The sequence below is a fragment of the Phyllobacterium sp. P30BS-XVII genome (assembly GCF_014138335.1).
Lineage (GTDB): Bacteria > Pseudomonadota > Alphaproteobacteria > Rhizobiales > Rhizobiaceae > Phyllobacterium > Phyllobacterium meliloti.
The window spans coordinates 1-14774 of the sequence record NZ_JACGXO010000013.1 but is presented as its reverse complement, the minus strand read 5'-3'; the positions used below and the strand labels follow the sequence as shown (position 1 = coordinate 14774).

General features: G+C 55.6%; 12 protein-coding genes. 6 read left to right on the top strand and 6 right to left on the bottom strand.

Annotated features, from left to right (window positions below; all coding sequences use genetic code 11):
- Positions 1-818 precede the first annotated feature (818 nt).
- From proS to FHW17_RS24065, 3 genes are read left to right on the top strand one after another with little or no spacing between them, the layout of a single operon-like run.
- Positions 819-2168 (top strand): proline--tRNA ligase, encoded by a 1350-nt coding sequence (gene proS, locus FHW17_RS24075; RefSeq protein ID WP_112529597.1) that lies wholly within the window; start codon positions 819-821, stop codon positions 2166-2168.
- Complete coding sequence (locus FHW17_RS24070; protein ID WP_091883748.1) at positions 2165-3454, top strand: lipoprotein-releasing ABC transporter permease subunit; 1290 nt, start codon at positions 2165-2167, stop codon at positions 3452-3454. The genes proS and FHW17_RS24070 overlap by 4 nt, the downstream gene beginning before the upstream one ends.
- Positions 3454-4140 (top strand): ABC transporter ATP-binding protein, encoded by a 687-nt coding sequence (locus tag FHW17_RS24065; RefSeq protein WP_112529599.1) that lies wholly within the window; start codon positions 3454-3456, stop codon positions 4138-4140. Before FHW17_RS24070 ends, FHW17_RS24065 begins: the two co-directional genes overlap by 1 nt.
- 329 nt (positions 4141-4469) lie before the next feature.
- Here the strand turns inward: FHW17_RS24065 and FHW17_RS24060 are convergent, their stop codons facing one another.
- Positions 4470-5051, bottom strand: a complete 582-nt coding sequence (locus FHW17_RS24060; protein ID WP_182510983.1) for a histidine phosphatase family protein — start codon at positions 5049-5051, stop codon at positions 4470-4472.
- 140 nt (positions 5052-5191) lie between these two features.
- Between FHW17_RS24060 and dnaE the strand changes: the two genes are divergently transcribed.
- On the top strand, positions 5192-8701 hold the full coding sequence (gene dnaE, locus FHW17_RS24055; RefSeq protein ID WP_246707020.1) for a DNA polymerase III subunit alpha: 3510 nt from the start codon (positions 5192-5194) through the stop codon (positions 8699-8701).
- A gap of 334 nt (positions 8702-9035) precedes the next feature.
- Here dnaE and FHW17_RS24050 read toward each other — a convergent pair whose 3' ends face one another.
- Entirely contained in the window at positions 9036-10352 is a 1317-nt protein-coding gene (locus FHW17_RS24050) for a DNA polymerase IV (RefSeq protein ID WP_112529603.1), read from the bottom strand.
- A gap of 70 nt (positions 10353-10422) precedes the next feature.
- Positions 10423-10710: a DUF3572 domain-containing protein gene (locus FHW17_RS24045; RefSeq protein ID WP_112529605.1), complete on the bottom strand. Its 288-nt coding sequence runs from the start codon at positions 10708-10710 to the stop codon at positions 10423-10425.
- Positions 10711-11010: 300 nt separating this feature from the next.
- Here FHW17_RS24045 and FHW17_RS24040 point away from each other — a divergent pair, with 300 nt between their 5' ends.
- Positions 11011-11382, top strand: coding sequence for a response regulator (locus tag FHW17_RS24040; protein ID WP_091884087.1), 372 nt, complete (start codon positions 11011-11013; stop codon positions 11380-11382).
- Between the two features lie 28 nt (positions 11383-11410).
- The gene (locus FHW17_RS24035; RefSeq protein ID WP_112529607.1) at positions 11411-12790 is read left to right on the top strand and encodes a PleD family two-component system response regulator; all 1380 of its coding nucleotides are present in this window, start codon (positions 11411-11413) and stop codon (positions 12788-12790) included.
- A 184-nt stretch (positions 12791-12974) separates the two neighbouring features.
- Here the strand turns inward: FHW17_RS24035 and rpmG are convergent, their stop codons facing one another.
- The 3 genes from rpmG to FHW17_RS24020 all read right to left on the bottom strand — a co-directional run.
- Positions 12975-13142 (bottom strand): 50S ribosomal protein L33, encoded by a 168-nt coding sequence (gene rpmG, locus FHW17_RS24030; protein ID WP_008122896.1) that lies wholly within the window; start codon positions 13140-13142, stop codon positions 12975-12977.
- 178 nt (positions 13143-13320) lie between these two features.
- Positions 13321-13944 (bottom strand): 2OG-Fe(II) oxygenase, encoded by a 624-nt coding sequence (locus FHW17_RS25480; protein ID WP_112529609.1) that lies wholly within the window; start codon positions 13942-13944, stop codon positions 13321-13323.
- Between the two features lie 14 nt (positions 13945-13958).
- Positions 13959-14774 (bottom strand): autotransporter domain-containing protein (locus FHW17_RS24020; protein WP_182510982.1); only part of this gene is annotated, 816 nt, incomplete at its 5' end.

The following is a 14774-nucleotide window of genomic DNA, read 5'->3' as shown; positions in this document are numbered from 1 at the left end:
ATGCGAAAACGCGCCAATCCCCACGAAGGGCGCGTTAATTCATGGTCGAAGGCTAGCACGCCAAGATGATTTCAACATTACGGCCTTAGTCGTATGCCGCGGTCTGACGGGTAGAAGAATGCGAATCGATGAGCGGTATCAGAGAGCTTTTCCGAACTTTTGGATTCATTAGCCTGGACACAGAAAATCTCATCCATGACTGAAATCGCCGATGTGATGACTACGCCGGGCGTGCAAGTAGTTTAAATATAGCGATGAAGTAGTGGCATAAAGAATAGCAGTACATTAATTCAAGTTTAAAAATGTTCGATAACGTCTTGTATTCCCAATACAAAACAAAAAAAATGCAAGGCTTTCGCCTTGCATTGTTAGATCGCGTCTGACCTAAATCCACTTGCGTGGTGGCTGCGTATTACCGCGCCAAAGGTCACATCCTCCCAAGACTTTGACCGCGCTGGAAAGCAGAATTATTCTTACTTTCTCATTATGATTAAAAAAATAGCGGACTGCCTTCGAAATGTCACGAAAAATATTCGATACAGTCATTTTTTGCTTACAAATCTGGCAGCGTAACAAAACTGTCACAAATTCGAGGCGTCTCATTTGTGGGTTGCGGGTTCCCAACCAGTCGTTAAGCCGCTAAGAAACATTGCTGCGCCGTGGATTCCCAAGGGTTTTGCGACGAGCGCAGCGACACTTTCAATGGCGCGTGATCCTTTCCGGAAATCAGCAAAGATTTTTGGGTTATACGCTAACTTTGCACTTGGTTTTGCCTGATTCTTCAAGCATTCAGGCTGTGTTTCAATTTGGTGATCTCAATGCGGCTTTCCCGTTATTTTCTGCCTATCCTGAAAGAGAATCCTAAAGAGGCGGAAATCGTCTCGCACCGGCTGATGCTGCGTGCCGGCCTGATCCGTCAGGAATCGGCAGGCATCTATGCCTGGCTGCCGGCAGGGCTGCGCATTCTCAACAAGGTGTCCAATATCATCCGCGAGGAACAGAATCGTTCCGGCGCGATTGAGCTGCTGATGCCAACGATCCAGTCCGCCGATCTGTGGCGTGAAAGCGGCCGTTACGACGCCTATGGCGATGAGATGCTGCGCATCAAGGATCGCGGCGATCGCGAGATGCTGTATGGCCCGACCAATGAGGAAATGATCACCGAGATTTTCCGGGCTTATGTGAAGTCTTACAAGGACTTGCCGCTGAACCTTTACCACATCCAGTGGAAGTTCCGCGATGAACGCCGCCCGCGTTTCGGCGTCATGCGTTCGCGCGAATTCCTCATGAAGGATGCCTATTCCTTCGATCTTGATTTCGAGGGAGCGAAGGCAGCCTATAACCGTATGTTCGTTGCTTATCTCAGGACATTCTCGCGTCTTGGCATCAAGGTCATTCCGATGCGCGCCGATACGGGCCCCATCGGCGGTGAACTCAGCCATGAATTCATCATTCTGGCCGAAACTGGCGAGAGTCAGGTCTATTGTGACCGTGCCTATCTCGATCTGCCGGTTCCCGGTGCCGATACCAATTTCGATAATAATGCGCAGATTGCGGATATCGTGACGCAGTGGACGACGCCCTATGCGGCGACGGACGAAATGCACGATGAAGCTGCATGGGGCAAGGTTGGTGCTTCCGAACAGCTCGCCGCGCGCGGCATCGAAGTTGGCCACATCTTCCATTTCGGCACCAAATATTCCGAGCCGATGGGTGCCAAGGTTAGCGGACCCGATGGCAAGGATCATATGGTCTCCATGGGGTCCTACGGTATCGGGCCTTCGCGCGTTATCGCGGCGATCATTGAAGCATCGCATGACGAGAATGGTATTATCTGGCCAAAGGCCGTTGCGCCGTTCGGAGCCGGTATCGTCAACATGAAGCCGGGCGATGAGGCCTGCGACGCCGTTTCCGCCAAGCTCTACGAAGCTTTGACCAATGCCGGTCTTGAGCCCTTGCTTGATGATACGGATGATCGTCCCGGTGCGAAGTTCGCCAAGATGGATCTGATCGGCCTGCCCACGCAGGTGATTGTTGGCCCGCGCGGTGTCGCTGCTGGCGAAGTCGAGATAAAAGATCGCGCGACGGGTGAACGTGAAACCCTGAGCATTGAAGCTGCAATCAACAAGCTTGCAGGCCCCGCTGACATTCAGGCTGGTACTCTATGACTGAACCGGCCGTCACTGCTGTCCAACCGGGTCCAAAGCCGTTCTCTGCCTATGAACGGATGATCGCATGGCGCTATCTGCGCGCCCGGCGCAAGGAAACGTTTATTTCGGTGATCGCCGGTTTTTCCTTCACCGGCATCATGCTCGGCGTGGCGACGCTCATTATCGTCATGGCTGTCATGAATGGATTCCGCAGCGAGTTGCTCACCCGCATTCTTGGCATTAACGGCCATGTCATCATGCAGCCGATGGACCGGCCGCTTGATGATTATGATAACCTTATCAAGCGCATTGATACGGTGCCGGGCGTTTCCTTCGCCATTCCTGTCATTGAAGGACAGGTGCTGGGGCAAGGCAATGTCGGGCAGGGTACCGGCACACTGGTACGCGGCCTGCGTGAAGAGGATATCAACAAGCTTCAGCTCGTCGCCAAGAATGTCAAACAGGGCACTTTTGCCAATTTTGACAAGGCAGGCGGCGTGGCTATCGGCACGCGCATGGCGGAAAATCTGGGATTGGGCATTGGCGACAAACTCACACTGATGTCGCTGGATGGCGATGTGACCCCGCTTGGTGTTTCGCCGCGGGTCAAATCCTACCCGGTGGTGGCGATTTTCCAGATCGGCATGTCTGAGTATGACGCGTCAATCGCGCTCATGCCGCTGGACGAGGCACAGCTTTATTTCAATCAGGAAGGCAAGGTCCAATCGATCGAGATTTTTGCCAACAACCCTGACAATGTCGACGCGTTGAAAAAGCCCATCGAGGATGCGGCGGCACGGCCGTTGATGCTCACGGACTGGCGCCAGCGCAACGTGACCTTCTTCTCGGCGCTTCAGGTCGAGCGCAACGTCATGTTCATGATTCTAACGCTGATTGTGCTTGTTGCGGCGTTGAACATCATTTCCGGCCTGATCATGCTGGTGAAGGATAAGGGCCGCGATATCGCCATTCTCAGGACCATGGGCGCAACGCGAAACTCGGTCATGCGCATCTTCCTGATGACAGGGGCGGCGATTGGCGTCACCGGTACGATTGCCGGTGTAGCGCTTGGCGTTCTTGTTTGCCTGAATGTCGAGCGTATCCGGCAGTTCTTCTCGTGGTTGTCAGGTACGACCCTGTTCAATCCTGAACTTTATTTCCTGAGCACATTGCCCGCCAAGATGGATTTCAACGAGACCTTCACTGTTATTCTGATGGCGCTTGTCCTGTCATTTCTGGCAACGCTGTTCCCCGCATGGCGCGCAGCCAAGCTCGATCCCGTTGAAGCCTTGAGGTACGAATAATGTCAGCCGGGCCTATTCTTCAGCTGACCAATGTCGGCCGCCGGTACAATGAGATTGACCGGGAACTCGTCATTCTTGACGATGCGAGTTTCTCGCTCGGGCGAGGCGAGATGGTGGCGCTTGTCGCTCCATCAGGTGCTGGCAAGTCAACGCTGCTGCACACGGCAGGCCTTTTGGAGCGGCCTGACAATGGTGACGTGATTCTGGACGGGCGCGCCTGTGGCTCGCTCTCCGATGAAGAGCGCACGGCGATCCGCCGCAATGATATTGGCTTTGTCTATCAGTTCCACCATCTGCTGCCGGAATTCTCGGCACTCGAAAACGTGATGATGCCTCAGATGATCCGGGGCATGAAACCTCGCGTGGCTTCCGAACGTGCGCAGCAATTGCTCGATTACATGAAAGTCGGCGCGCGCGCTTCGCACCGCCCGTCGGAACTTTCAGGTGGTGAGCAGCAGCGCGTGGCTATCGCCCGCGCCGTGGCCAATGCACCGCTTGTGCTTCTGGCTGACGAACCAACAGGCAATCTTGATCCGGTCACGTCATCCTATGTGTTTGAGGCGCTCGAAGCACTGGTGCGCCAGTCCGGCCTGTCGGCGATGATCGCCACACACAATCATGAACTCGCCCGCCGCATGGATCGCCGGGTGACGCTGAAAGACGGCAAGATCACCACCGTCTCCTGATCCGGCAGCAAGGGATGCGAAGCAAATTCGCATCCCGTTTAGCGTGTGCCATCAATCCCATCCAGCTTCGTTTTACCCTCTGTTAAGAAATCGACAACCATAGCACCAATGGTCGCTTTGGTGCGCTTGACTTTAGAACAAAAATAGAACAAAACATAGACATAGAGCAAACGAAGAAGGGTTTTACCGATGAGCGAACTTTTCCAGGATGTCATGTCATTCGTTACAGTCAGCCTGTTTATTGCGACATTCGCAATGTGGGTGAGTGTTATCTGAAGAGATCGGAACCGTGATGACGACTGAAATTGTCAGTCATTTGTTCCAGTCCGTTATATCTGGTTCCACCGGCGAATAACCGGCTCCGTCAGATCATGCTCATAGCCGAGTACACTGATACTGGCGGTATCCAGAACGAAGAGCGAGCCGCCCTCTGGCGGCAAGCCAAGCCAGCGTGCCGCAAGGACACGCAGGAAATGCGAACTTGAAAAGATGAGAATTCTGCTGTTCGCGTTGCGGATATCGGCGATGATCCTGTCTGCACGGGCGCCGACATCGAATGCCAATTCCCCTTTGGGGCAGCCGTCGCGAAAAAGCTGCCAGCCGGGACGTTCAGCCAGAATCTCTTTGGTGGTAACACCTTCATAGGAACCATAGTCCCATTCGGCCAGATCATCCTTGATGAGACGGGCGGAGCCATAACCGGCGAGGGCGCAGGTGTTCGATGCGCGCTGTGACGGGCTCGACCATACGGCATCGAAGGCGTGGCCCTGCAGACGATTCGCGAGTTGGCGTGCTGACGCTTCGCCCGCTGCTGTCAGCGGTATGTCGGTTCGGCCCGTATGTTTGCCGGAAAGGCTCCATTCCGTTTGGCCATGCCGAACCAGATAGATTTCAGGAAATGCGTTGCTCATTCATGGGGCCTTTCGTGTGCAAATGCGGGGTTGTTCACAGTCGCACGATCCGGCGGCCAAAGTATAGGTGGACACCCCAGAGCCATTGCCCGAGAATGGCCAAAAGGTGAATCAGCGCATTCACCGGGAAGTTTTTGGAGATGCAGGAATTGGCAGACGGACAGCGTAACCCGAACGAAGGCAATGCGGAAAAGCAGGCGCTTCGTTTTGTTCATCTGCGCGTGCATTCCGCCTATTCGCTGCTGGAAGGTGCGCTGCAGGTCGCCAAGGTCATTGATCTGGCCGTTGCCAACAAAGCGCCAGCCATTGCCATTACCGATACCAACAATCTGTTCGGTGCGCTTGAATTTGCCCAGAAGGGCTCCAAATCCGGTTTGCAGCCGATTATCGGTTGCCAGCTTGATATTGCCTTCCACGATCAGGCCGAGGAGAGCCGCAGCGCCAACCGGCGCGAAGCGCTTGGTCTTGCGCCGCTTGTTCTCTTGGCCGCAACGGAAGCGGGCTATGCCAATCTCGTCAGGCTCGTCAGCCGCGCCTATCTGGAAACGCCTGCGGGCGATCCCGTGCATATTGCCGCCGCATGGCTGCCTGATGTGTCCGATGGCATCATTGTGCTTTCGGGTGGTCCTGAGGGTCCTATCGCCAAGGCGATCAAGGATGAACGCATTGACCGAGCGCGCCAGCGGCTGATCCATCTGCGCTCGATCTATGGCGACAGGCTCTATGTCGAGCTGCAGCGCCATCGCGGCTATGACCGTGCCTTGGAAGCAACCCATATTGATCTGGCTTACGAACTGGAACTGCCGCTCGTTGCCACCAATGACGTGTTCTTTTCCAAGAGTGCGGATTATGAGGCGCATGACGCGCTGCTTGCCATTGCCGCCGGTTCGCTCCTTTCTATCGATGATCGCCGCCGCCTGACGCCGGATCATTACCTCAAGACCGAAGACGAGATGGTTGCGCTGTTTGCCGATCTTCCGGAGGCGCTGGAAAATACCGTCGAGATCGCGTTGCGCTGTTCCTATTATCCGAAAAACCGCGCACCGATCCTGCCGCGTTTTACCGGCGAAAGTGGTGATCCGGAAGCCGCATTACAGGAAGAAGCCGATGAGTTGGCGCGTCAGGCGCGTGAAGGTCTGGCAAGCCGCATCGAAACACTTGGTCTTGCCGATGGCCACACGCCGCAGGAATATGCCGAGCGGCTGGAATACGAGATTTCCATCATCACCCGGATGAAATATCCGGGTTACTTCCTCATCGTTTCTGACTTTATCAAATGGGCGAAAGCCCATGATATTCCTGTGGGTCCCGGTCGTGGTTCGGGTGCGGGCTCGCTCGTTGCCTATGCGCTGACCATCACCGACGTTGATCCTCTGCGCTTCTCCCTGCTGTTCGAACGCTTCCTCAATCCGGACCGCGTTTCGATGCCGGACTTTGACATCGATTTCTGTCAGGAGCGCCGAGACGAGGTCATCCGCTACGTTCAGGCCAAATATGGCCGCGATCAGGTGGCGCAGATCATCACCTTCGGAACACTGCAGGCGCGCGCTGTGCTGCGCGACGTTGGTCGTGTGCTGGAAATGCCCTATGGGCAGGTGGATCGCCTGACCAAAATGGTTCCGGCCAACCCGGCCAATCCGGTAACGCTGGCCAAAGCCATTGAGGATGAGCCGCGTCTGCGCGAGGAACGCGACAAGGAGCCAGTTGTCGAGCGTCTGCTTGATATTGCGCTGAAGCTGGAAGGGCTTTACCGCCACGCATCGACCCACGCCGCCGGTATCGTTATCGGTGATCGTCCGCTCTCCGAACTTGTACCGATGTACCGCGATCCACGCTCCGACATGCCGGTGACGCAGTTCAACATGAAGATGGTGGAAGAGGCGGGTCTGGTCAAATTCGACTTTCTTGGCCTGAAAACCCTCACCGTGCTGCAAACGGCCGTCAATCTGGTCAAGCGGCGCGGCATTACCGTCGATCTTTCCAATCTGCCGCTTGATGACAAGCTGAGTTACGAAATGCTGTCGCGCGGCGAGACCGTCGGCGTGTTTCAGGTGGAAAGTACCGGTATGCGCAAGGCGCTGATCGGTATGAAGCCTGACCGGATCGAGGACATTATCGCGCTCGTTGCGCTTTATCGTCCGGGTCCGATGGAGAACATCCCGACCTATAATGCGCGCAAGAACGGCGATGAGGAGATGGCCTCGATCCATCCCAAGATCGACCATCTCGTCAAGGAAACCCAGGGCGTCATCATCTATCAGGAACAGGTGATGCAGATCGCGCAGGAAATGTCCGGCTATACGCTGGGTGAAGCCGATCTTCTGCGCCGCGCCATGGGTAAGAAGATTCGCGCCGAAATGGACAAGCAGCGCGAGCGCTTTGTCGATGGTGCGGTGGAGCGCGGTGTTACCAAGCCGCAGGCCAACTTCATTTTCGACCTGCTTGCCAAATTCGCCGATTACGGTTTCAACAAATCGCACGCCGCCGCCTATGCGATCGTGTCGTTCCAGACAGCCTATATGAAGGCGCATTATCCTGTTGAGTTCCTCGCGTCGTCCATGACCTACGACATGGCCAACACCGACAAGCTCAATGATTTCAGGCGCGAGGCGTTGCGCCTCGGCATCGAGGTGGTCACGCCATCGGTCAACACCTCGTTCCGCCTCTTCGAAGTGGGTGATAACCGCATTTTCTATTCGCTGGCCGCCATCAAGGGCGTTGGTGAGGCAGCTGTCGATCACATCGTCGAAAAACGCGGCGACAAACCCTACGCCAGCCTTGAAGATTTCTGTGAAAGAATTGACCCGCGTGTGGTCAATCGCCGTGTTTTTGAAAGTCTGATCAATGCCGGGGCGTTTGATTGCTTTGGCCGCGAACGGCCTGCGCTCATTGCCGGTCTCGACCGCATTATCGGCCATGCCCAGCGCACACAGGAAGACAGTGTCAGCGGGCAGGCGGATATTTTTGGCGGTATGGCCGCTGGTGGTTCGCAGGGCTTGCAGCTACCTAATGCAGCGCCATGGTTGTCGGCAGAAAAATTGCGGCGTGAATTTGAGGCCGCTGGTTTCTATCTTTCCGCCCATCCGCTGGATGAATACCGCCCGATCCTCGAAAAGATGCGGGTGCAGAGCTGGGCCGAATTCTCCGCTGCCGTCAAGCGCGGCGCCAATGCCGGGCGTCTTGCTGGAACCATCACCGCCAAGCAGGAACGCAAGACCAAAACCGGCAACAAGATGGGGATCATCCAGTTCTCCGATGCCTCCGGCCAGTTTGAAGCCGTGCTGTTTTCCGAGGCGCTGGCGCAATATCGCGATCTTCTGGAGCCCGGACGTTCCGTTGTGGTGACTGTTGGTGCCGAAGACCGGCCCGAGGGCATCAGCCTGCGCATCCAGACGGCGCAATCGCTCGAGGACGAGGCGACGCGTATGCAGAAGGCCTTGCGGCTCTATATGCGCTCCAGTGAACCTCTCAGTGCAATTACACCCTATCTCGCTCCGCAGAATGACGGTCAGATCGTCAGCCTGATCCTGATCAAGGAAAACGGTGCGAGCGAGGTGGAAATCGAGCTACCCAACCGCTACCGGGTTGGCCCGCAGGTGGCCAGCGCGATGAAGGCGATACCAGGTGTGGTCGATGTGGAGATGGTGTAGCGTTTTGACGTTGCAATGACGTGGTGTGTTGTTATGTCGAACCACGAACCACGAACCACGAACCGGTGGCGCTCACCCCCTCTGTCCTGTCGGACTACCTGGGCGAGCCACGGGTCTCGCCCGTCCTTCGGACCCCCCACAAGGGGGGAGATCACATTGACAGTAACGCTTTCCCACCACAGGAAGCATTGGAGATTGTGCAACGGCAGCGATGACAGCTGATCTCCCCCCTTGTGGGGGAGATGTCCGACAGGACAGAGGGGGGTGAACACCCAACGCCACTTACCCGCACCTGACTCAATCTATAAAAACAACCCATAAATATCAGAAAACTCTAATCTATCTCATCCGGCACTGGCCTTGATCTCTGTCTGATCTTGCCAAATGTATATCCCGTCTCGACGGCATTATTCCCGAATTTCCCGCGCAATTTATCGATAGCGGTTTCCGCAACAGCGCGTTTTGTGGCCTGAACATCAACAAGATCGTGCGGGTCGGCGCGGCCATCATCGCCAAGATCGGTTACACCGATGCCGATGAGGCGAAACCGTGTGCCGTCAATCTCCTTTTCCAGCAATGCCAGACCAGTGCGGAAAATCCGGTCGGCAAGCTGGGTGGGATCAGCCAATTGGCGATTGCGGCTTTTCAGTTTGAAATCGCTGGATTTGAGCTTGAGAACCACAGTCCTGCCGGCAATATCGGCGGCTTTCAAGCGCCGCGATACTTTTTCCGAGAGCGAGCGCAGAATCGGAACCAGATCGTCAAGCGTGCTGATATCCTCGTTAAACGTGGTTTCTGCCGAAACGCTCTTGGATTCACCGTCGGGTTCCACCCGGCGCGTGTCAATGCCGCGCGAGAGCTGATAAAGGCGCTGACCCATGGTGCCATAAGCGCGCATCAGCGCGCCAAGCTCCATGGTCTGCAATTGACCGATGGTGCGAATCCCGTCCTTCTCCAGTGTGGCGGCAAACACCTTGCCGACACCCCAGATCATAGTGACCGGCTTGTCGTAGAGAAAACGTGGTGTTTCCTCCTCGCCGATGATGGAAAACCCGCGCGGTTTATCAAAGTCCGAGGCGATCTTTGCCAGAAATTTGCAATAGGAGAGGCCGACTGAAACGGACAGGCCCATTTCCTTTTCCACCCGATTGGAAAACTGCGCCATGACCCGGACAGGCGGATCGTGATGCAGGCGCTGTGTGCCTGTCAGGTCAAGAAATGCCTCGTCGATGGATAGCGGCTCAACCTGCGGGGTCAGATCGCGCATCATCTGGCGGATTTCCCGCCCGACACGCACATATTTTTCCATATCAGGGCTGATAACCACCGCATGCGGACAGGCTTCCAACGCCTTGAACATCGGCATGGCCGATTTTACGCCGTGAATGCGGGCGATATAGCAGGCGGTGGAGACCACGCCGCGCTTGCCGCCGCCAATGATCAAAGGCTTGTCACGCAGATCAGGATTGTCGCGTTTTTCGACCGAAGCATAGAATGCATCGCAATCCACATGGGCGATTGAGAGCTTGTAGAGTTCCGGATGGCGCAACAGGCGCGGGCTGCCGCATTGCTGGCACCGGCGCCCGGCCGACGCTTGCGCTGTCAGACAGTCGCGGCAAAAACCAAATTCGGGATCGTTAAGGGTTGCCATGATACCAGGAACATAAATAGAACATGCCGAACGTACCGAAGTGGCAGGCCTCTTGCAAGCCGTTTACGCCTCAATACACATCCTGTCGTCCGCCCGGCAACAGCCGCAGCGCTTCCTGAAACAGGGCAGGGTCCGTTTGCGTCGCCTCGCAGTAGCGCATCAGGGTTGGTTCGTGCGCGAGATAGAATTGCAGCACGCCAGCGAGGAAACCGGGTTCCTGTGCCGCCTCACGAATCTGGTCGGCGGTAATGCCCGTGAGGGCCAGAAAGCGCGGAAGCAACTCCGTATCCCCAGCCAGAAAGACCAGAGAATTGATCGCCAGATCCTGCGCGCTGTCGAGGTTCATCTGTTGTTTCATCGGTCTTGTCTGCTCCGTAATGTGTGCTCAACAGGGCACCTCAACCAACAATATTGCCAATTGAAGCCATTCAGGCCGGTTGCGGCAGGTCAAATGCGCACGCGCCAATTGAATCTGATCAAAATAACATGTTCAATAAAGCCTTGGTTAAACATGATCCGCAGCATTTTTGATTGGCATGAAGAGTTTCCTTTTCATCAATCAAAACTCGCTATCAAATGCATCCATTCAATGATGCTGCAGTGGGAGCCTTGTCAATACGGCAATCCCACACAACGCACGATCTATGGGAAGTGGCCAATGGTGAAGAAAGTTATGATTGTCGAGGATAATGAGCTGAATATGAAGCTCTTCCGCGACCTTATCGAAGCCAGCGGCTATGAAACCATCCGGACGCGCAATGGCCTTGAAGCGCTTGATCTGGCGCGTGAACACCGCCCTGATCTGATTCTCATGGATATCCAGCTGCCTGAAGTCTCCGGACTTGAGGTGACGAAATGGCTGAAAGCCGATGATGACCTGCATGTTATCCCGGTCATTGCTGTCACTGCCTTTGCCATGAAAGGCGATGAGGAACGCATCCGGCAGGGCGGATGCGAAGCCTATATATCCAAGCCGATCTCGGTGCCGAAATTCATCGAAACCATCAAATCCTATCTTGGCGACGTTTGACCCGTCAGTTTTACCGGAGAAGTGAAATATGACGGCCCGCATTCTTGTCGTAGATGATGTTCCAGCCAATGTGAAGCTGCTCGAAGCGCGGCTGAGCGCCGAATATTATGAAGTTGTCACCGCCACCAATGGCTATGAGGCGCTGGAGTTTTGCGAAAACAACAGCGTTGATGTCATCCTGCTTGATGTGATGATGCCCGGGATGGACGGATTCGAAGTTTGCCGCCGGCTGAAATCCCAGCCTCATACGGCGCATATCCCGGTTATTCTTGTGACGGCGCTTGATCAGGACATGGATCGCATCACCGGCCTGAATTTTGGTGCTGATGATTTTCTGACCAAGCCGGTCAATGATCTCCAACTGCTTGCGCGGGTCAAAAGCCTTGTGCGCCTGAAGAACCTCACGGATGAATTGCGGTTGCGCGTCGCGACAACCCGCGATGTCGGCCTTGAATCCATCCTGCGTTTTCCGAGCGGGATCGAAACCATTGGGCGGGATGCGCGGATTCTGCTGATCGATGAACGCCCGGCCAGCGCCGAGCGGATCAGGAGCGTCCTGTCGCCGGAATGCGTGGTTGATGTCCAGACTGATCCCCAGACCGGTTTCTTTGATGCCATCCAAGGCAATCATGATTGCCTGATCATCGCATCGAGTTTTGCCGCGCACGATCCCTTGCGGATTTGCGCGCAGCTGCGCTCGCTCGACAACACCCGGTCCATGCCGATCATCCTTGTTGCCGATCCGGGCGAGGAGCCGAAAATCAGGCGTGCGTTGGAGCTTGGCGTCAATGATTATGTGGTCCGGCCACTGAATTCGAATGAATTGCTGGCACGTTTGCGCACCCAGCTGCGGCGCAAGGCCTATCATGACGGCCTGCGCGCCAGTGTGGTCAAGACCTACGAAATGGCCGTCACCGACAGCCTGACCGGTCTGCACAACCGGCTTTATCTTGAAACGCACCTCGCGACATTGTTCAAGCGCGCCATCGACCGCCGCCGTCCACTGTCGATCCTGATGACCGATATTGATCGCTTCAAGCTCATCAATGATACGCACGGACACGATGGCGGCGATGAGGTGCTGCGTGAATTTGCCCGCCGCCTGCGCCGCAATGTGCGCGGAAGCGATCTTGCCAGCCGTTATGGCGGCGAGGAGTTTTTTATTGTGATGCCCGATACGGACCTGACCATGGCGGCTATTGTGGCCGAGCGAATCCGCCGCGAGGTGGCCTCGACGCCATTCTTTGTTGATGACGGTATTACCAGTGTGCCGGTAACCATCAGCATCGGCATTGCCAGCGTGCAGTCAAAGGATGACACGGTACAGAACATGCTCAAGCGCGCCGACGAGGCGCTTTACGGTGCCAAGGCATCGGGGCGGAACAAGGTTGTTTCCGCCGCTGCATAAGATTTCTGCGCTATAATGTGAGTCCGCTCCGCGCGGCGTGAACTGCTTCGCTGTTGCGTAAGCACGCTCTGCCACTGCGTGATTTTATTCCGCCGCCGCGTGCGTTGGTGCGAATCGAATGCATATGCTTGAAAACAAAAATGCCGCCCGAAGGCGGCATTTTGATCATAGGGAAAAGCCAAGATTACTTGATCTTGGTTTCCTTGAATTCAACGTGCTTGCGTGCGACCGGGTCGTACTTACGGAAAGACATCTTTTCCGTCTTCGTACGGCTGTTCTTGCTCGTAACGTAGAAGAAACCGGTGTCAGCGGTCGACAGAAGCTTGATCTTGATGTTCGCAGCCTTAGCCATTTTCAGTTTACCTGTTTTAATTAGAAGAGGACCGCCGTTCAGTCCAACAACGTGGCTATAAGCGGAAATTCAGGCGGACACATACCAACACCCGCCAAAAAGTCAAGCCTAGAGCCACTATAATCTAAGCTTTGAAGTGCAATCCCGGCGATGTCCGCAACAATCTGCGACTATCTCGTCATTCCGGTTTCACGCGTGTCTTGAACATCAATGTGATCCGGATGGTTGGGCAAACCCGCGAGACACCGCGTGCGACATGGTGGACAAAGCCCGGAAAGAGCAGAAGCCTGTTCGGTTTCGGATATATGGCGGCAAGAATATCATCCTTTTCCTGATTAAACAGAATTGTTTCCCCGCCCCAGTCGGGGTCCCATTTCTCATGCGGATAGTAGACGGCAGTACAAGCGCCCGGTTCCAGGGAATCCGTATGGGTTGCACCATCGTTGCCATAGGGCAGGCCATTGGCATAGCAGCGCTGGAGAACATGCCCTTTCAGCGCCGTTTGACTGAGCTGCTGCCAAAATACGTGAAGGAGAGGGGCTTTGGATGCGAGTTCAGCCTCGCATCCAATATTCGGTTTCTTTCCTTCTTGGGGTTCAACTGTATCACCGATCGCTCCGGCAAAATGTTTATGCCAGAAGGATTGCGCACCTTCGCCGCTATGAGATCGCCACCCATAACCCCAGCCTCCACTAGAAAGGAACCGGTAGATGGCCTGCTGCTCGTGGGCATTCAGCAGGTTCTCAACAACGGTAATGCCTTGCCATGGTCGGGTATCCGCCTGTTTTGGTTGAGTTGCCACTGCACGTTTCCCCTTTAGAACCTCACCGTCAGATCGGCCTTGACGGCGTTGTCGCGGGTCTGTTGCGAGAACTGGCCGGTATAGCTGATGCCAAGCGTGGTGGCCTTGCCGATGCCAAAGTTCAGTCCGGCTTCGACGAGTGCCGTATCGGATGCAATGGGTGATCCACTGACCGCGAAAGCCTGACCACCACTGGCAAAGGCCAGCGAGGCTTCCGGTGTGGTATCACCAAAGGCATGCCGCCAACCCGCCATGCCATGAGCGGTGAGCACGGTTGCCTCGCTCACGGCAAAGCGATGCGAGGCTCTGAGACCAAGGGTTGTGGTGGTCAGGTCCGTTGTGTCTGATTGACCTGACAACGCGGTGATACCACCGGTTTCGGTAAAGCCAGCGGTTTTCAGATGCGTATAGGCGGCTGCGGCAAAGGGTTCGAATGCAGCATAGGCCGTATCGATCCGGTAGGCGGCTTCACCGAACAGCTGCACCGTGTTGGCGGAATAATCTGCGGTGTTGCTGTCATTGATCCCGCCGAAGACCACCTTGCGGCGCGTATCAATCTCATGATGGGCAAGGCTGGTGCCAAGGCTCAAGGTCAGCGCATCGATCCTGGTGCCGCCATAAACACCGACCTGATAGCTATCGGCTGAGGCATGACCACGCGCCGTGTTGACAGACGTATTGCCATAACCCGCCAAGAGACCAAAGCGCCATGTATCGGCAATCACCCCGTCGAACCCGGTGACGAAACCGCCGGTATTGCGGCTATAGGCGGATGCATTGCTTGTTCTGTCCGCATGGCTGCGCGAGCCATAGGCTTCACCCCAAAGGGC